The organism is Flagellimonas sp. 2504JD1-5, from assembly GCF_053618295.1.
The window spans coordinates 1,595,882-1,614,202 of record NZ_JBSIOU010000002.1 but is presented as its reverse complement, the minus strand read 5'-3'; the positions used below and the strand labels follow the sequence as shown (position 1 = coordinate 1,614,202).

Annotated in this window: 17 protein-coding genes; 10 read left to right on the top strand and 7 right to left on the bottom strand. The window is 40.3% G+C overall.

The genetic code is table 11. The features are described 5' to 3' along the window. Positions 1-59 precede the first annotated feature (59 nt). Complete coding sequence (gene gldJ, locus ACULLG_RS16795; protein WP_452127942.1) at positions 60-1,721, bottom strand: gliding motility lipoprotein GldJ; 1,662 nt, start codon at positions 1,719-1,721, stop codon at positions 60-62. Positions 1,722-2,097: 376 nt separating this feature from the next. Between gldJ and porV the strand changes: the two genes are divergently transcribed. From porV to ACULLG_RS16750, 9 genes are all read left to right on the top strand, one after another. Beyond that, positions 2,098-3,246 carry a type IX secretion system outer membrane channel protein PorV gene (porV, locus tag ACULLG_RS16790; protein ID WP_452127941.1) on the top strand — a complete coding sequence of 383 codons (1,149 nt, stop codon included), beginning with the start codon at positions 2,098-2,100 and terminating at the stop codon, positions 3,244-3,246. 79 nt (positions 3,247-3,325) lie between these two features. After that, positions 3,326-3,817, top strand: a complete 492-nt coding sequence (locus ACULLG_RS16785) for a cytidine deaminase (RefSeq protein ID WP_452127940.1) — start codon at positions 3,326-3,328, stop codon at positions 3,815-3,817. Between the two features lie 81 nt (positions 3,818-3,898). Further along, a complete protein-coding gene (pdhA, locus tag ACULLG_RS16780; protein WP_452127939.1) occupies positions 3,899-4,897 on the top strand; it encodes a pyruvate dehydrogenase (acetyl-transferring) E1 component subunit alpha in 999 nt (332 codons plus the stop codon). Between the two features lie 4 nt (positions 4,898-4,901). Next, the gene (locus ACULLG_RS16775) at positions 4,902-6,530 is read left to right on the top strand and encodes a 2-oxo acid dehydrogenase subunit E2 (protein ID WP_452127938.1); all 1,629 of its coding nucleotides are present in this window, start codon (positions 4,902-4,904) and stop codon (positions 6,528-6,530) included. Between the two features lie 120 nt (positions 6,531-6,650). After that, a complete protein-coding gene (locus ACULLG_RS16770) occupies positions 6,651-7,685 on the top strand; it encodes a M28 family metallopeptidase (protein WP_452127937.1) in 1,035 nt (344 codons plus the stop codon). Positions 7,686-7,851: 166 nt separating this feature from the next. Next, positions 7,852-8,529, top strand: coding sequence for an SDR family NAD(P)-dependent oxidoreductase (locus tag ACULLG_RS16765; RefSeq protein WP_452127936.1), 678 nt, complete (start codon positions 7,852-7,854; stop codon positions 8,527-8,529). A gap of 56 nt (positions 8,530-8,585) precedes the next feature. Then, the gene (locus ACULLG_RS16760; protein ID WP_452127935.1) at positions 8,586-9,185 is read left to right on the top strand and encodes a SprT-like domain-containing protein; all 600 of its coding nucleotides are present in this window, start codon (positions 8,586-8,588) and stop codon (positions 9,183-9,185) included. A gap of 96 nt (positions 9,186-9,281) precedes the next feature. Then, positions 9,282-10,361, top strand: a complete 1,080-nt coding sequence (locus ACULLG_RS16755) for a mannose-1-phosphate guanylyltransferase (RefSeq protein WP_452127934.1) — start codon at positions 9,282-9,284, stop codon at positions 10,359-10,361. A gap of 3 nt (positions 10,362-10,364) precedes the next feature. Beyond that, positions 10,365-11,822 (top strand): DUF389 domain-containing protein, encoded by a 1,458-nt coding sequence (locus tag ACULLG_RS16750; protein ID WP_452127933.1) that lies wholly within the window; start codon positions 10,365-10,367, stop codon positions 11,820-11,822. Positions 11,823-11,836: 14 nt separating this feature from the next. Here the strand turns inward: ACULLG_RS16750 and ACULLG_RS16745 are convergent, their stop codons facing one another. After that, positions 11,837-12,604: an ABC transporter ATP-binding protein gene (locus ACULLG_RS16745; protein ID WP_452127932.1), complete on the bottom strand. Its 768-nt coding sequence runs from the start codon at positions 12,602-12,604 to the stop codon at positions 11,837-11,839. Next, positions 12,604-13,341, bottom strand: coding sequence for an MlaE family ABC transporter permease (locus tag ACULLG_RS16740; RefSeq protein ID WP_452127931.1), 738 nt, complete (start codon positions 13,339-13,341; stop codon positions 12,604-12,606). Before ACULLG_RS16740 ends, ACULLG_RS16745 begins: the two co-directional genes overlap by 1 nt. Positions 13,342-13,460: 119 nt before the next feature. Here ACULLG_RS16740 and pafA point away from each other — a divergent pair, with 119 nt between their 5' ends. After that, a complete protein-coding gene (gene pafA / locus ACULLG_RS16735; RefSeq protein WP_452127930.1) occupies positions 13,461-15,137 on the top strand; it encodes an alkaline phosphatase PafA in 1,677 nt (558 codons plus the stop codon). Positions 15,138-15,147: 10 nt separating this feature from the next. Here pafA and ACULLG_RS16730 read toward each other — a convergent pair whose 3' ends face one another. The 4 genes from ACULLG_RS16730 to ACULLG_RS16715 form a co-directional block, all read right to left on the bottom strand. Next, positions 15,148-15,603, bottom strand: coding sequence for a DUF6252 family protein (locus ACULLG_RS16730; protein ID WP_452127929.1), 456 nt, complete (start codon positions 15,601-15,603; stop codon positions 15,148-15,150). A 203-nt stretch (positions 15,604-15,806) separates the two neighbouring features. Next, positions 15,807-16,790 (bottom strand): 2-hydroxyacid dehydrogenase, encoded by a 984-nt coding sequence (locus ACULLG_RS16725; protein ID WP_452127928.1) that lies wholly within the window; start codon positions 16,788-16,790, stop codon positions 15,807-15,809. A 38-nt stretch (positions 16,791-16,828) separates the two neighbouring features. Then, complete coding sequence (locus tag ACULLG_RS16720; protein ID WP_452127927.1) at positions 16,829-17,671, bottom strand: glycosyltransferase; 843 nt, start codon at positions 17,669-17,671, stop codon at positions 16,829-16,831. Between the two features lie 67 nt (positions 17,672-17,738). After that, positions 17,739-18,269, bottom strand: coding sequence for a methyltransferase (locus ACULLG_RS16715; RefSeq protein WP_452127926.1), 531 nt, complete (start codon positions 18,267-18,269; stop codon positions 17,739-17,741). Positions 18,270-18,321: the final 52 nt, after the last annotated feature.

The following is an 18,321-nucleotide window of genomic DNA, read 5'->3' as shown; positions in this document are numbered from 1 at the left end:
CGAAGATATAAAAAAGCCCCGATGTTGGTCGGAGCTTTTTTTAAATAAAAAGGTATTTCTTATTTGGCTTTTTTATGCCGTATGGTTTTGTTCTTCGATTTGGACTTAGATCCAACCCTAGACATTGCACATCGGAATCCGATATCATCAGTAGCCATATATTGCGGCTGGTACCTACGCTGTGCGGGATCTAACCAAAATGCTCTGTCTCTCCAAGAACCACCTTTATATACTCTAACTTCATCGTTTATAAGTGAAGTACGGTAGTTGGATGTGTCATACTGTCTAATAAGTTTGCCTGTAGAATCACGTTCCACATTATGTTTCGGTGAATCGTACATTAATCTGTTATTGGACTCATCGCTAAATCTTTCAAAGAATCTTGATGAACCTGGATCTCCATCGCGATAACCTCGGTTATCACTGGAATCAAAATTGGTTCTTAAATAAGTCTCTTCATCAGTTACCGCAACCATTTCAATTTCACCAGGTAAATTCATGGCTACAATTTTTCCATTCGGTAAGGTATCATAGACTATCTCTTGTTCACCTAAAACTTTTACTTTGCCATCATCACCAATGGCTTTTTTCAAGAAGATATTTCCTCTATAGTAATTAAAGTCACTGATTTCATCATCAACAATAGGACGATATACATCTGCAACCCATTCAGAAACGTTACCAGCCATATCATAAAGACCAAAATCGTTTGGTTTGTATGATTTTACCTCGGCGGTAATATCAGCACCATCATCGGACCATCCTGCAATTCCACCGTAGTCACCTTTGGCTTGCTTAAAGTTGGCCAATTGATCTCCACGACCAACACGTTGTCCGTTTCGGGTGTAATCACCTTCCCATGGATATTTCTTTCTACCTCGGTAGTTGTTATATTCTCTGGAACCAATCAAAGCCTGGGCCGCGTATTCCCACTCGGTTTCAGTGGGGAGACGGTATTCAGGCATGATAACGCCACTACTTCTTTTTGCAAAGGTGTTGATAGAGTCTCTTTTCTGCTTTCCTTGTAGGGAATCTATTTGACCGCCATAAACGGATTCTGGATTGTTCAAATAGGCTTCGGTACTAAAAGTCCCGCTCATGTCACCGTTCAATACTTTGTATTTTGCATCCTGAGCTATATAGCCTTCCCTTTCCAACATGGCTTCATTCACCCTATCAGTTCTCCATTCGGCATACTGTGTAGCCTGTACCCAGTTTACACCTACAACGGGATATTCTGCATATGCTGGATGTCTTAGGTAATTATTGGTCATGGTCTCATTGAAGCCCAATCGGTTTCTCCATACCAGTGTATCAGGTAGCGCACCATTATAAATGTTCGTATAGTTTGGATTCTCTGGAGGGTAAACTGACTTTAAATAATCCAGATACTCCAAGTACATTACATTGGTTACCTCAGTTTCATCCATATAAAATGATTGTACGTGCTGTTGCGTTGGAGTGTTGTTCCAATCATGCATGATATCATCTTGAACTTTACCTTTTGTAAAGGTTCCACCCTCAATAAACACGGTTCCCGGAGGAGTTTCTTGCTCTTTAAAATCAGAATTGTGTTGAAAGCCTCCTTCCTTGGCATTGATTTTCCAACCTGTGGCTCTGGAAACATTCTTTGACGAAGAGGATGAGGAATTTTTACAGCTTGAAAAACTTCCTACCACGATAGCGCAAGAAAGTACAACTTTGATAAAGTGTTTTTTCATAATTTGGGCTTGAGTACTTTATAACTAAGGGTTTTCCTTAGCAACTTTAACTTGATTTGATTTTACTTAAAAATCCATTGATGGCATTAAAACGATGTTTTGGCCATTATATTTTGCGCCTGAAAAATTAATATACAGGCTTGATCTTCTTTTTAAACGATAATGAACTGAAAATAGTATGAAACGCAGAAGTTTTAACGGTTTTAATTTGTGGCTGGGTTAAGGGTAATCGGAGCATTACTTCTTTTTTCTAAAATTTTGGTTAAAAAAACACGTACTGATTATAAGAATTAATGGAAAAGTTCGTTTACATGTAATACGTCATATTTATATGCTATACCATGGACGTTATTTAACTAAACGCTAAACGCTTAAAATGAAAAAGTTACTAGTACTGGTAGTGCTGCTTGTTCTTGCCCCAAAGATGAGCGCACAGCAAGAAAGAGTAATTACAACAGCAGTTCCATTTTTGACCATTGCTTCCGACGCCAGGGCTTCGGGAATGGGAGATATGGGGGTGGCAACATCTTTTGATGCTTACTCGCAGCAATGGAACCCTGCTAAATTTGCCTTTGCAAACCAGAAATCTGGAATTGGGGTCAGTTATACACCCTATTTGGAGAGCATTGTTAACGATGTTTCCCTTTTAAACGCTAATTACTATAACAAAATAAATGACCGAAGTGCTTTTGCCTTTAGCTTAAGATATTTCGGATTGGGTGAGATAGAGCTGCGCCAGACGTTCGACCAATTGGATCCCACTTTGGTAAAACCCAATGAGTTTGCCATTGACGGTTCTTATTCACTAAAACTCAGCCAAACATTTTCCATGGCTGTTGGAGGAAGATTTATAAGTTCAAATCTTAGATTTCAGGAAGGTTCACAAGACTCACAGGCCGCCAATGCATTTGCCGTTGACATTGCTGGTTTTTTCCGTTCCAGGGAAATAGCCTATAACAGTTTTGATGGTAGATGGAGGGCAGGATTCAACATTTCCAACCTCGGAGGTAAGATTCAATATGACGCAGGTGGTCAGGAAAACTTTTTGCCAACCAATTTAAAGTTTGGAGCAGGTTTTGATTTCATTTTTGACCAAGACAATGTATTAGGGCTTCATTCTGAATTCAATAAATTATTGGTGCCCACTCCAAGGGATTTTACGGGAGATGGTCAGATTACCGCCGAAGACAATGATGAATACCAACAAATTGGATTTTTCAGCGGTGCTTTTGAATCACTGGGAGATGCTCCCGATGGTTTTGGAGAAGAATTAAAAGAAGTTACTTGGGCTCTGGGTGCCGAATATAAATATATGGACGCCTTTATGCTGAGAACAGGATATTTTAATGAAAGCGAAGACAAAGGTTCAAGAAAATTCTTCACTTTGGGAGCTGGATTTCAATTTAAATCAGCACAAATAGATCTTTCATATCTGTTCTCTACCTCGCAAGTGAGAAACCCATTGGAAAATACACTGCGTTTTTCCCTTACCTTTAATTTTGGGGAGGAATTTGTGAACGATTAGTCCAAAAAACAATAAAGAATAATGGAAAACCTGTCGATTGGCAGGTTTTCTTATTTTTGGACAATACCTAAAAGATATCATGCAGAAAAAACAAGTTGGTTTTGAACTTACCATTTATGATGATGCCCATGAGCTTTCACAAACAGAACAAAAATTGTTAAGTGAGGCTGAACAAGCCAGGGAAAATGCATATTCCCCATATTCCAACTTTAAAGTAGGTGCAGCCGTTTTACTCGCAAATGGAGAGGTTGTGATTGGTAATAATCAGGAGAATTCGTCATACCCTTCCGGACTTTGTGCGGAGCGTGTAGCGGTTTTTCAGGCAGGGGCAAAATATCCGGGAGTAGCCATCAAATCAATAGCTATCAGTGCAACTTCCAATGGTTATGTGGTGGATAAGCCGGCCGGTCCATGCGGCAATTGCCGACAATCGATCATTGAATACGAACAGAAACAGAAATCTCCCATTTCAGTATTGCTAAGAGGCGAGGTAGGCCCTATATTCAAATGTGATTCTATAAACGATATATTGCCCTTGGCATTTAGCAGCTCATTTTTAGGTGATTCTTAAACCAAATCTTTTCCCAAAAGAGATATATATGTATTTTTGCTTTTCTCTAAAGTTGGGGAATTTCAAATAATACAATCGTTGATGAAAAAAATCACCAAAGAAGTTTACCTGAAATGGTATGAGGATATGTTGTTCTGGAGGAAATTCGAGGACAAGCTTGCGGCAGTCTATATTCAACAAAAAGTAAGAGGATTTCTTCATTTATATAATGGTCAAGAAGCTGTTTTGGCAGGTTCATTGCATGCAATGGATTTGACCAAGGACAGAATGATAACAGCCTATCGTAACCACGTTCAGCCCATTGGAATGGGTGTTGACCCCAGAAAGGTTATGGCAGAACTTTTTGGTAAGGTGACAGGTACTTCCAAAGGAAACGGAGGTTCCATGCACATCTTCTCAAAAGAGCACCGTTTTTATGGTGGGCATGGTATTGTTGGAGGACAAATCCCATTAGGTGCTGGATTGGCCTTTGCCGATAAATATTTTAAAAGAGACGCTGTTACCCTTTGCTATATGGGTGATGGTGCAGTTCGTCAAGGATCTTTGCACGAAGCGTTCAATTTGGCAATGCTTTGGCAATTACCTGTAGTGTTCATTTGTGAGAATAATGGTTACGCCATGGGAACATCGGTTGCCCGAACAGCTTATACTACGGAAATATGGAAATTGGGATTAGGTTATGAAATGCCTTGTACCGATGTTGATGGTATGGATCCTGCAACTGTTGCCAAAGAAGTGGACAAAGCTATCGAACGTGCCCGTACTGGAGGTGGACCAACTTTCTTGGAAATGAAAACCTACCGTTATAGAGGTCATTCCATGTCAGATGCACAGCACTATAGAACCAAGGAAGAAGTAGAAGAATACAAAAAGATAGATCCAATCACCCAAGTGAAAGACATCATCTTTGAAAAAGGATGGGCCACTGAGGATCAAATCAAGGAGATTGATAAAGGTGTAAAGGAATTGGTGGCTGAATGTGAGAAATTTGCGGAGGAATCTGATTTTCCACCATTGGAACAGATGTACGATACCGTATACGAACAAGAGGACTATCCATTTTTACAACATAAACTATAAGTAGATGGCAGAAGTAATCAACATGCCTAGGTTGAGTGATACCATGGAAGAAGGAACCGTGGCAAAATGGCTCAAAAAAGTAGGGGATAAAGTAGAGGAAGGCGATATTTTGGCCGAAATCGAAACGGATAAGGCCACTATGGAATTCGAATCCTTTCATGAAGGTACATTGCTCCATATTGGCATAGATGAAGGAGATGGTGCACCAGTTGATTCACTTTTGGCCATTATTGGTGAAGAGGGTGAGGATATTTCTGCTCTATTGAATGGAGGTGGTGTAGCACCTGCTGCTGAGGCTCCGGTTCAAGAAGAGAGCGAGCCTGAAACTCCGGCTGCCCCAGTTACAGCAAGTGCCGAAATTCCTGAAGGAGTGGAGGTTATTAAAATGCCAAGATTAAGTGATACCATGGAAGAAGGTACCGTTGCCTCTTGGTTAAAAAAAGTAGGAGATGAAGTAGAAGAAGGTGATATTCTGGCCGAGATTGAAACGGACAAAGCCACCATGGAATTTGAGTCATTTTACTCAGGTACACTTTTGCATATTGGAATTCAAGAAGGCGAATCAGCACCTGTTGATGATGTGTTGGCCGTTATTGGCCCAGCTGGAACTGATGTTAGTGCGGTTTTAACTGCTCCAGCCACTTCTGTTGCTGAAAGCGCACCAAAAGCCGAAGCGGCTGCAGAAGCTCCTAAAGTGAATGAAGCAGCTTCTGAAGTTGTTGTTTCGCAAAACGGACAACGTATTTTGGCTTCTCCATTAGCAAAAAAGATTGCTGGGGACAAAGGAATCAACTTGGCTGATGTACAAGGCTCTGGAGATCATGGTAGAATTGTTAAAAGAGATGTAGAAAACTTCCAGCCAGCACAAGCACCGGCTTCAACACCAGCTGCTACTCCTGTGGAGACTGCTGCCCCTGTTGCTGCCACCCCTATAAACTTGCCAGTAGGCGAAGAAGGAATGGAAGAAGTGAAAAACTCCACCATGCGTAAGGTGATTGCCAAACGTTTGGGTGAATCTAAATTTTCTGCGCCTCATTACTATTTGACCATTGAGGTGGATATGGACAATGCCAAGGCATCCCGTGCACAGATCAATAGCTTACCTGATACTAAAGTATCATTTAATGATATGGTGTTAAAAGCCTGTGCCATGGCTTTGAAAAAGCATCCGCAAGTTAACACTACTTGGAGTGCGGATACCACCATTTACAAACATCATGTACATATGGGCGTTGCTGTAGCTGTTGATGAAGGTCTTGTTGTTCCGGTAATCAAATTTGCAGATCAGTTGAGTTTGACTCAACTTGGAGCTTCTGTAAAAGATTTGGCCGGTAGAGCCCGCACCAAAAAGATAAAACCGGACGAAATGGAAGGGAGCACCTTTACCGTTTCCAATTTGGGAATGTTCGGAATTTTGGAATTTACTTCCATTATCAATCAACCCAACTCTGCCATTTTATCCGTAGGAGCCATTGTGGAAAAACCTGTGGTTAAAAATGGCGAAATAGTTGCAGGGAGCACTATGAAGGTAACTTTAGCTTGTGATCATAGAACGGTTGACGGGGCCACCGGAGCGCAGTTCTTACAAACCTTAAGAGCCTATTTGGAAAATCCTGTCACGATGTTGGCATAACTGAATTGTCCCCTTGAGGGGACTTTAGGGGTGTTTTTGACCAGCGATAACACTATAAAATTTAAGAGCATCCTTTTAGGATGCTTTTTTTATCTTTAAAAAATTCAAAAAACGAATACAATGAGAAAATTATATTATGCATTAGGTACGGTTTTGTTGCTAAGCTGTGGTTCAACACAAATGGTGGAGACAAATACAGCTCCTGCAGCAGGTCCGGAAGGTGTAAAAGGTAGTGTTGTTGAAGTTGCTCCAGAGGTCAAAACCTCAAATGCCGCCAAAAAAGGGTTCACCGATGCCGAACGAGTGGGGGACATCATGAATTATTTGGCTTCCGATGATCTCAAAGGACGTGATTCAGGTAGCGAAGGAATAGAAATGGCAGCGAAATACATCGAAAACTACTTCAAGAGCTACCATGTGAAGCCTTATTTTGAATCGTACCGAGACACCCTTACCAATTTTAAGGATACTTCGTATAATATCGTTGGAATTGTCGAAGGCACTGATTCAAATTTGAAAAATGAATATATTCTGGTAGGCGCACATTATGACCATATTGGCACAATTGCTCCAGAAAATGGAGATTATATTGCCAATGGAGCCAACGACAATGCGTCAGGGACCACCACGGTAATGGAACTGGCCCGCTATTTTGGAACAAAAAAGAACAATAAACGCAGTTTAATTTTTGCCCTGTTCAGCGCGGAGGAAAAAGGACTGCTGGGGTCGGAGCATTTGGCAAAAAAGATGAAGAGCCAAGACCTGAATTTGTATGCCATGCTCAATTTTGAAATGACCGGGGTTCCATTGCAAGGGAAAGATTATTTTGTGTATATCACAGGTTACGACAACTCCAATTTGGCCGAAGTAAGCAACACCTACGCAAAGGAGAATATGGTGGGCTTTCTGCCTACTGCAAAAGAGTATAACTTGTTCCAGCGCTCGGATAATTATCCCTTCCATAAAGAATTTGGTGTTCCTTCACATACCTATTGCACTTTCGATTTTACCAATTTTGGGCACTACCACAAAGTGGGCGATGAAAACGAGTTGATGGATTTTCCCCATATGGCCACCTTTGTGAATAAAATGATTCCGGTTGTGGAAGGAATTGCAAATGCAGCAACGCAAGAAATTAAAATAACAACGAAATAAAATGCCCCTCAAACTGTCACACTGAGCTTGTCGAAGTGGGGCTTTAAGGGTGGATTAGATTAATTAAACTAAATGTCACCTCGAGCTATTACCCTGAGCGCAGTCGAAGGGGCAGTCGAGAGGTCTTGGATTCCCATTTTCATGGGAATGACAAATAGGAATACTTATGGCAAACATCATCATTACCGGTACAAGTAGAGGAATTGGCTATGAATTGGTTCAACTTTTTGCAAAAGAAGGGCACCAAGTTTTAGCACTCTCCAGAAACGAAAGACCCATAGCCGATTTAGACTTGCCCAATGTTGATACTTTTCCTTTCGATTTGGCAAATGCACAAGATTTTGGAATAGTAACCGACTTCCTAAAACAATGGGAAGGGGTTGATGTGTTGATAAACAATGCAGGAAATCTATTGAACAAACCTTTTTTAGAAACTTCCCAAGATGAATTTGAGACCGTTTACAAAGTAAACGTATTTGGAGTTGCTGAATTGACAAGAACAGTTTTGCCCAAAATGGGAAAGGATGGACATGTAATAACCATCAGTTCTATGGGGGGAGTGCAGGGGAGTGTGAAATTTCCAGGACTTTCTGCCTATAGTTCCAGTAAAGGAGCGGTGATTACCTTGACTGAACTTTGGGCTGAAGAATTTAAGGAAACCGGGCCCAGCTTTAATGTTTTGGCATTAGGTGCCGTGCAAACCGAAATGTTGGCAGAGGCCTTTCCAGGATATCAAGCACCGGTAACTGCAATTGAAATGGCTGCTTATATAAAGGATTTTGCCTTGGCTGGGCAAAAACTTTATAATGGAAAGTTATTGCAGGTAAGTAATAGTACACCTTAATGGTACAAATTGAGCGAATTAATTAGTAATACCTATTTTTCGTTTGACGAAAGCTGATGAACACCACGCTACAAAAATATTTACCAGAACGCGCTGTTGAACCCTGTTTTGAACTCATCAAAACCCATGGGGTGCACTTAAAAATTGTAAACCACCGGGTCACCCGTCATGGTGACTATCGAAGATTGCCCAACGGTCTGCACCAGATAACGGTGAATGCCTCTTTGAATAAATATCGATTTTTGATTACCCTGGTCCATGAAATTGCGCATTTAGTGGCCTTTGAAAAATATGGGCGACGTATTAAGCCCCATGGATTGGAATGGAAGCGAACTTTCCAACATTTAATGGTTCCATTTATACGTCCAGAAGTTTTTCCTTCACAATTGCTGCCCGTCATTGCACATCACTTTAAAAATCCCAAGGCGAGTAGCAGCACAGATGCAAGGCTGTCCATTGCCTTAAAAACCTTTGATGATGAAGTACGAAAGAACAGTTATGTGTATGAATTGCCAGAGGGTTGCACCTTTCGTTTATATAATGGCAAACTTTTTAAAAAAGGAAAAAAAAGGGTAAAACGATATGAATGTGTGGAATTAAATTCAGGCAGGTTATATTTGTTCCAGCCGAATGCCGAAGTGGAATTGATACAATAAATGTCACTTCGAGATGTCATCCTGAGCGCAGTCGAAGGAGCATCGAGAAGTAAATATGGTCTCGACTGCGCTCGACCTGACAAACAAAATAAACCAATGAACAAAAACTATTACGCTATACTGATGGCCGGAGGAGTGGGATCACGATTTTGGCCTGTAAGTACCTCTTCAAATCCCAAACAGTTCCATGATATGTTGGGCGCTGGAAAAACCTTGATTCAAAAAACATTTGACAGATTGAATCGGTTCATTCCCACAGAAAACATTCTGATTCTGACCAATGAACGATACAACGACTTGGTGTTGGAGCAATTACCAAAGGTAAAACAGGAGCAAGTGGTGCTGGAGCCGGCAATGCGCAATACCGCTCCCTGTATTTTATATGCGGCGTTGAAAATTCAAAAAATGAACCCCAATGCGGTCATGATTGTGGCGCCAAGTGATCATTGGATTGAGGATGAACAAGCGTTTGAGAATGACGTAAAAGTTTGTTTTAATAAATGTGAAAAAGAAGAAGTGCTTTGCACCTTGGGAATTCAACCCTCATTTCCCAATACTGGATTTGGCTATATCGAATTTGAAAAAAAGGGTGACGAAAGCCTAAAAAAAGTGTCCCAATTTAGGGAAAAACCCGATTATGAAACAGCCAAGGAGTTTTTGGCACAGGGCAATTTTCTTTGGAATGCCGGAATTTTTATGTGGGGAGTGAATACCATAGTAAATGCGTTTAAAAACTATCAGCCCGACCAATACAAGCTGTTCGAAGAGGGCATTTCCTGTTATAACACGGCTGGTGAATCAGATTTCATTAAGGAAAACTATCCCAAGGCCGAGAACATCTCCATAGATTATGCTATCTTGGAGAAATCCACATCCATTTTTACACTACCAGCCACCTTTGATTGGAACGACTTGGGAACTTGGGGTGCCTTATATGAAAAGCTGGAAAAGGATGAAGCTGATAATGCAATTGTAAACAGTCGTGTGCTGTTGGAAGGAGCAAAAGGAAATATGATTCGTTCCCCAAAGGGGAAAATTGTAGTAGTTGACGGATTGGAGGATTATATAATTGTGGATAAAGAAGAAGTGCTTTTGATCTATCCAAAATCGAAACAGCAGAACATCAAAGAAGTGCTTAACCAAGTAAAGGATAAATTTGGTGATCAGTATGCCTAAATTATGAGTGAACATTTATTTGCAGGAGGTGAAAACAGTCCCAACCCGGATAGTGGGGACGAAGTAAAAAAAGATTTTAAGGGACTTTTGGGCAGTGTGCGAAAGTTTCTTTCCGAGCTTTTGGAGATTCGGACCAACACCGATGCCGCAGCCACAAAAGAATCCATAATTGCCGACATTCCATTTAAAGGGCATACCTCTTGGATTTTGGTCTGTTCCATTTTTATAGCCTCCGTTGGATTAAACGCAAACTCTACCGCGGTAGTAATTGGAGCAATGTTGATTTCTCCTTTGATGGGCCCAATTTTAGGTATGGGTCTTTCTTTGGCGATCAACGATATTGATACCCTTAGACGATCCCTCAAAAATTTTACCGTGATGGTGGTTTTGAGTGTGATCACCGCCTTTTTGTTCTTTTACCTATTTCCCCTTCGCGACGAATCTTCTGAGCTATTGGCGCGAACCAAACCGGATATTCGTGATGTATTGATTGCATTTTTTGGAGGGTTGGCGCTAGTAATAGCGCGTGCTAAAAAAGGAACTATTGCCAGTGTAATTTTCGGTGTTGCAATTGCTACCGCACTCATGCCACCTCTTTGTACCGTTGGTTTCGGTTTGGCAATTGGAAAATTGGAGTACGCTTGGGGGGCAATGTATTTGTTTATCATTAACACCATGTTTATTGGCTTGGCAACTTTTTTGGTCATCAAGTTCTTACGATTTCCCATGGTTCGGTATGCCAATTCGCAACGGAGGCGCTTTATAGCGAGGGTGGCTTCGGTAGCAGGTATCGCTGTAATGATTCCTGCTGGAATTACTTTTTATCAAGTATTTCAAGAATCACTCTTTAAAAAACAGGCACAGCAGTTTTTAAGTGAAACTATAGAGGTGTACCAGTTCAACAACTCTGGTAGATATGTGGACAATCTTACAAAAATTGATTTCAATGAAGGTGAAACTCCACTTATTGAATTGGTTTGTATGGGGGATGAGTTAATTCCTGAAAATGTTATCAATACCTGGCGTGTTCAGAAAAATGAGAAGTCCAGATTGAAAGATGCCGAGTTTCGCATTTTGCAAGGAGGAAAAGATGATTCCGAAGAAAAGTTCAATTACGTAAGTGAACTTTATGAAAAAAATAAGGCGGAATTATTAAACAAGGATGAGCAAATTAGACTTTTGGAGGAAGAAGTGGCTACCCTGACCAAAAATGCAGGAAAGCAAATCCCTTTTAGTACAATCAGTGCGGAAGCAAAAGCAAATTATGCAAATATTGAAGCCCTTGGCTTTTCGTATCAAATACAGACCGATTTTAAAAAACAGGATACCATTCCGGTTTTTGAAATAAAGTGGAAAGAGGGCATACGTCAAAATCAAAAAGACAGTGATGCCAAGAAAATGTTGGATTGGTTAAAAATCAGGATTCAGGATTCAACGCTTGTGGTAAAGGAGGCGGATTAATTTTCAGACATCAGTTAATTTCTTTCTTCAATATACATCTGTCTCACCTTTTTGAAAAGCTCCGAGGAATACACAAAATTGGTAACCGCTTCATTGTCGGTTTTAAAAATTTCCTTGTTGGTGCCTTCCCATTCTTTAAAACCATCTTTTAAGAAGATGATTTTTTCCCCAATTTCCATCACCGAATTCATGTCGTGGGTATTGATTACAGTAGTAATGTTGTATTCCTTCGTAATTTCCTGAATCAGGTTATCAATTAAAATTGCCGTTTTTGGATCTAAACCTGAATTGGGCTCATCACAAAACAGATATTTTGGGTTCATCACAATGGCACGTGCAATGGCCACCCTTTTCTGCATTCCACCTGAAATTTCAGAAGGAAATTTTTTATGGGCATCGATAAGGTTCACCCGTTCCAGAACAAAATCTACCCGATCTTGCATTTCAACTTTCGACTGATTGGTGAACATGCCCAGGGGAAACATTACATTACCCTCAACCGTCATGGAATCGAATAAGGCACTTCCTTGAAAAACCATGCCCATTTCTTGTCGTAAATCGCGCCTTTCGCCTCTTGACAGTTCGGAGTAAAATTTACCATTATAACAAATTTGACCTTCTTCAGGTTCAAAAAGGCCCAATAAACATTTTAGAAAAACGGTTTTTCCCGAACCACTCTGGCCAATGACCAAATTGGTTTTTCCATCCTCAAAAGTGGTACTGATACCCTTAAGAACATGGGCATCGCCAAACGATTTGTGAATATTTTCAACTTCGATCATCAGCCTAGCATTAATTGAGTTAGGATATAGTTTGTAATAATGATCACCACACTGGTCCAGACGAATGCTGTGGTACTGGCCTTACCAACTTCTAGGGCGCCGCCTTGCATATAGAGACCGTGGAACGAGGGAATTGTGGCTATAATGAAGGCGAAAACAACGGTTTTGATGAAGGAATAGGTAATATGAAATGGGATAAAATCCAACTGTAGCCCTTTTATAAATTCCCCACTTGGGGCATATCCGCCGAAGGCGCCAGCAATCCATCCACCCAAAATACCTACATACATTGCTATGGCAACGGCAAAAGGGTAGGCAAGCATGGCTATAATTTTTGGAAACACCAGATAGTTGACAGAGTTTACACCCATTACTTCCAAGGCATCTATCTGTTCTGTCACCTTCATGGTTCCGATACTGGAGGTAATGTAAGAACCTACCTTTCCGGCCATAATTATTGAAGTGAATGTTGGAGCAAACTCCAAGATTACCGATTGCCGCGTGGCAAAACCAATAAGACTTTTGGGAATTAACGGATTGTTGAGGTTCAATGCAGTTTGAATAGTAACAACTCCCCCGATAAAAAAGGAAATAAATATGATGATACCTAAAGAGCCAAAAATCAATTCATCGATTTCCTTTAAAATAAGGGATCTCATGATTGGCCATTTGGTCGGTTTTTTAAATACTTCCCATATCATGATGAAGTATTTTCCGATCGCTTCAAGGTATTTCATTTACTACAAATAGACTTGCGGCCATAAAAATAACAATATTGATGTGCATTTAACCATCATTTAAATTATTTAAAAAGGATAATTGAATAGTTTTGTCGTCGCTAATCCATTAAAGATTCATGAAAAAAATCAATCTCGTCCTTATTTTGTCCTTGATTTTGGCCGTTCACATGACTTTTGGTCAACGTAAGGGAAGAAAAACTACCGAACCGCAACAAAAATCCAAAGAAATAGCGCAATCTCCGAAATTGGTTGTTGGAATTATCGTTGATCAGATGCGATATGATTATCTAACCCGTTTTTGGAACCATTATGGTGATGGTGGATTTAAAAAGTTGATCAATGACGGGTTTAATTGCAAAAACCACCATTTCAACTATGCACCAACCAAAACAGGCCCAGGACATGCTTCTGTATATACCGGGACCACACCTGAAAGCCATGGTATCATTTCCAATGATTGGTATGACAAGATTCTGGATAAAGAGGTGTATTGCGCTGCAGATGATAATTACGCATCTGTTGGATCTAATTCCGAAGCTGGAAAAATGTCGCCACACCGTATGTTGACCACTACCATAACGGATCAGTTACGATTGCATACCCAACAGCGGGGCAAGGTAATTGCCGTCGCACTAAAAGACCGTGGGGCAATTTTACCAGGTGGCCATTCTGCAAATGCTGCTTATTGGTTTGAAGGTGGAGATTCTGGTCAGTGGATTAGCAGTACCTATTATATGCAGAGTTTACCGCAGTGGGTGGTGGATTTTAATGCATCGGATAGAGTGGAAGCTTATAAAAAACCATGGACAACATTAAAAGATATCAACTTATACCAAGAAAGCGGGTCGGATAACAATGCGTATGAAAGTTTGTTTGAAGATGAAGTTACGCCAACTTTTCCGCACAGTACGCCCAACCTATTGGCCAAGGATAGAGATTTTGAAATATTGAAGTATACCCCATATGGTAACAGCATTACTGTTGACTTCGCTTTAGAAGCTTTACAAAATGAAAATTTGGGAACGGATACCATAACCGACTTTTTGGCCATTAGCTTTTCCAGTACAGATTATATTGGACATAAATTTGGGGTAAACTCCAAAGAAGTACAAGATGCTTATTTAAGATTGGATGTTGATTTGGAACGATTGCTAAATGAATTGGACCGAAAAGTTGGAATTGGACAATATACCGTATTCCTTACCGCCGACCATGGCGCTGTAAATGTACCAGCCTATTTAAAAGACCAAAAAATTCCAGCGGGATATTTAGATGTAGAAGGTATGCAAAGCAAATTTTTGGAATATGTGAAGTATCAGTACGGTACCACCGATGTGATCAAACACTTTTCCGCTTCTCAAATCTTTTTGAATCATAAGATCATTGCCAATTTGGATATGGATTTAAAAAAAGTACAAGAGGAAATTGCCTTGGAACTTTTGGATTATGATGGAATACATGAAACCTATACGGCCTATCAGCTTTGGCAAAATGAATATACTGAAGGTGTACCTCATTTACTTCAAAATGGATGGAACCAAAAACGCTCTGGAGACGTGCTACTGGTTCCAAAACCCGGATTTATTGATTACCCGATAACAGGCTCTACCCATGGATCACCCATGATCTATGATACCCATGTGCCCCTTTTACTCTATGGCAAGGGAATTAAAAAAGGTAGCACCTATAATAGAACAGAAATCCCTGATATTGCCCCAACTATAGCCACTTTATTGGGGATTGGTTTTCCAAACGGGACAACCGGAAAGCCTATTGTTGAGGTGTTGAAATAACTTGCAAGTACTACTTTGTTATATCTATTATGCCCTTTGTGAGAGCTACGGTTGCATCATTGGAAATGTCTTTTAAACAACTGGCCTCAAAGGTGGCTTTAACTCTGGAATCGGAGATTTCTGAAATATTTATGCTTCCAGATATGGATGAATATCCCGTAGTGAAATTTAGGTATTTTACCCTAGTTGAGGATATTTCTGAAAGAACATAAGTTCCTGGTTTTAAATCATAGATGTAAATGAAAAAGCTATCAGTGTCATCATATGCTGTAACGAGTATATAGGGTTCACCAGCTGAGGGAACAACTTTTTCCATGGTACTTTGAAGTGGAGAGAAAGCTATTCCATCTAAGACTACTTCAAAGGTGCCCTTTTTAGTTTTAGTGTCTTCGCCAGAATCATCACTTTTGGAACAGGAGTACAAGGTAGCCATGAGCCATAATGTTAACAGGACAGTTTTTTTCATGGAATGGAGATTTAGGGTTTCAAGCGTATGAATTCTAAAGAAAATTTCGAATTACTAAATCTAATCTTTTGGCTGTGAATGAAAATAACTGAATTGACGAATAGGCTTTTTGAAATGACGAAAGGGAGAATTAGCACATCATTTTTACCTAAACCATTTCTTCTAATCGTTTTAAAGTGAAGTTGTGTTAAAAGTTAATCTATTTAGTGAAGTGCTTCTGGATTAACAATATAAGGCACTTCCTTTTCCTTATAAAAGCTGATAATATTCGCAGCGCCCATCCGGGCCATTTCGTTTCGGGCTGTGATGGTCGCAGAGCCAATATGGGGAAGTACGCATACGTTTTCCATGTTTAAAAGAGGATTATCCGGTTTCATGGGTTCGGGATTGGTCACATCCAATCCAGCGCCCCAAATGCTGCCATTTTGTATGGCATCGATTAAATCTTCTTCATTGTGAATACCGCCACGAGCCGTATTGATAAATAAAGCCGTTGATTTCATTTTATCAAAAACCGATTTGTTGAAAATACCTTTGGTATCCGGTGTAAGCGCACAATGCACCGAAATCACATCACTTTGGGTTACCAATGTTTCAAAATCCACACGTTGGGCATCCAGTGCTTCTTCCGCTTTTTTGTTGTGACTTCTGTTGTGGTAAAGGATATTTATGTTGTAAGCTCCTTTGCAGCGCTGTGCCATGGCCATGCCTATTCGTCCCAGTCCCAAAATACCCAGTGTTTTTCCCTTTAGTTCCAGACCCAAATGTCCCACAGGATCAAAGGAACCCCATTGGCCATTTTTAATTTTTTGGTTCATAAAGAACATTTTTCGGGCGGTGGCGATCATCAACCCAAAGGCAATGTCGGCTGTTGCTTCGTTCATGGCATTTGGTGCATATCCGATTGGAATTCCAAGTTTAGTGGCTTCATCAATATTAATATTGTCATAGCCGACGGCAAATTGGGTGATAATGTCCAAATGGGAACATGCATTTAAGAAATTGGTGTCGATTTTGTCGGTAAGGGTGCAAAAAAGGGCATCACATTCTTTGGCCACCGTTATCATCTCATTATAGGGCATGGGATGTTCTTTGTCCCAAGCAATTACTTCAAAACCGGCTTCTTGCAAAAGTTGTGTGGCGAGGTTTGGAAAAATTCTGGTGAGCAATACTTTTTTTTGGGCCATATCTTTTTTTGGTTGGATTCTAGTTTAAAGGTATTAAACTACAATTTCTTCAAGATTCCATTCCAACGATATTTTCGGATAAAGGCCCCTTCCTTTTTTGTCACAAATCTGGGAACACCATGAATCATAGCTCTTAAATAACCCAAAATGGTAAAGAGGTACATGCTCGGGCTTTTAGCCTGCCAAGCCATTTTAAGGGCAGCAATTTTTGTAATAACAATGCCATATCTCATTTTATAGAGGGCTTCACCTTTGGAACGATAGTTTTTTTGACTATAGCCATGTCCGGTTGGGCGCAAGTGCTTTACCTGTAATATCGGGTCTGTCCGCGTTTCAAAATCATGGTATTTGGCCAATAAGGTATCCACCGTGTCCCATCCCACACCGGGGCGAAGCCCATCAATTTTATTGAAACAGGCTTTGTGGTACAATTTGATGGGGCCGCGAATATGATTTTTATCCGCGATATTTTCATAAATCCAATCTTCTCCTTTTTTAATATAAAGCAAGCCCGAACACATACCCAATTTCCAATTGGATTGAAAGTGGTTCACCATAACTTCAAAATAGTTGGAAGGTAGAATGATATCGGCATCAAACTTTCCTATTAAATCAAAAGCAGATGCCTTTTTGAGTCCAAAATTGAAGGTGTCCACTACTTTTTTTCCAGGGACATGCTCGTTTGCTGACTTTCTTTGGGCAACTTTTATCCAATCGTATTTTTGGGCATAGTTAGATGCAATTTTAAAAGTGGCATCGCTGGAATTATCATCCACAACAATGAGTTCGTTTGGAAGATAGGTTTGGGAAACAAAAGAATCGAGACATTCTTTTATGAAAGCCCCTTCGTTGTGTGCTGGAATGATGATACTGATGCGCATGGCCTAAAATTCCAAACTGCAAATTACAAATTCCAACTGGTGGTTATGACTATTTGGAATTTGGTGTTTAAAATTTGGAACTTCTTTCTGCATAAATTATGTAGTACCGATTGGTAAAAAGACGAAGTAATGGACGAAAACCTATCTTTTTTGTGGGATTGGTCCATTTTGCTGAATCTACAATCTTCCATCCCGCTTTTTTCAAAACCCAATCGAACTGCCAGTCCTCAAACTCATGATAATGTCTGTCCCAAGGATCCGTTTTACTGCGATAGGCCGAAGAAAACCACAATCGCATTGGAATGCTGGCCACCAATTTGTCGGCTTTTATTTCTCGTAACACATTGAAAGGTGCAACTAAATGTTCAAAAATCTCAAAAGCGGTCACCACATGGGCTTTCGAATCGGCCACAGAGTTGAAATTAACATCCAAATCTTCACCCCCGGTGTTCGTTACCTGATAACCATTGGATTTCATGATTTCTGAAAACGGATTTTCCACCCCTAAATCTAGGATTGATTCCGAGGGCGAAATATGCTTCTGTAAAAACTCTAGGGTAAGCCTGTATCGTTTATTGGGAAAGTTGTTTTCGTACATCGGTTAAAATTCCAAAAATCAAATTACAAATCCTAATGGCTAAGACTTCTTG

Coding starts and splice junctions, on each gene's coding strand:
- gldJ (WP_452127942.1), bottom strand. CDS start 1,721: ATGAAAAAACACTTTATCAAAGTTGTACTTTCTTGCGCTATCGTGGTA.
- porV (WP_452127941.1), top strand. CDS start 2,098: ATGAAAAAGTTACTAGTACTGGTAGTGCTGCTTGTTCTTGCCCCAAAG.
- ACULLG_RS16785 (WP_452127940.1), top strand. CDS start 3,326: ATGCAGAAAAAACAAGTTGGTTTTGAACTTACCATTTATGATGATGCC.
- pdhA (WP_452127939.1), top strand. CDS start 3,899: ATGAAAAAAATCACCAAAGAAGTTTACCTGAAATGGTATGAGGATATG.
- ACULLG_RS16775 (WP_452127938.1), top strand. CDS start 4,902: ATGGCAGAAGTAATCAACATGCCTAGGTTGAGTGATACCATGGAAGAA.
- ACULLG_RS16770 (WP_452127937.1), top strand. CDS start 6,651: ATGAGAAAATTATATTATGCATTAGGTACGGTTTTGTTGCTAAGCTGT.
- ACULLG_RS16765 (WP_452127936.1), top strand. CDS start 7,852: ATGGCAAACATCATCATTACCGGTACAAGTAGAGGAATTGGCTATGAA.
- ACULLG_RS16760 (WP_452127935.1), top strand. CDS start 8,586: ATGAACACCACGCTACAAAAATATTTACCAGAACGCGCTGTTGAACCC.
- ACULLG_RS16755 (WP_452127934.1), top strand. CDS start 9,282: ATGAACAAAAACTATTACGCTATACTGATGGCCGGAGGAGTGGGATCA.
- ACULLG_RS16750 (WP_452127933.1), top strand. CDS start 10,365: ATGAGTGAACATTTATTTGCAGGAGGTGAAAACAGTCCCAACCCGGAT.
- ACULLG_RS16745 (WP_452127932.1), bottom strand. CDS start 12,604: ATGATCGAAGTTGAAAATATTCACAAATCGTTTGGCGATGCCCATGTT.
- ACULLG_RS16740 (WP_452127931.1), bottom strand. CDS start 13,341: ATGAAATACCTTGAAGCGATCGGAAAATACTTCATCATGATATGGGAA.
- pafA (WP_452127930.1), top strand. CDS start 13,461: ATGAAAAAAATCAATCTCGTCCTTATTTTGTCCTTGATTTTGGCCGTT.
- ACULLG_RS16730 (WP_452127929.1), bottom strand. CDS start 15,603: ATGAAAAAAACTGTCCTGTTAACATTATGGCTCATGGCTACCTTGTAC.
- ACULLG_RS16725 (WP_452127928.1), bottom strand. CDS start 16,790: ATGGCCCAAAAAAAAGTATTGCTCACCAGAATTTTTCCAAACCTCGCC.
- ACULLG_RS16720 (WP_452127927.1), bottom strand. CDS start 17,671: ATGCGCATCAGTATCATCATTCCAGCACACAACGAAGGGGCTTTCATA.
- ACULLG_RS16715 (WP_452127926.1), bottom strand. CDS start 18,269: ATGTACGAAAACAACTTTCCCAATAAACGATACAGGCTTACCCTAGAG.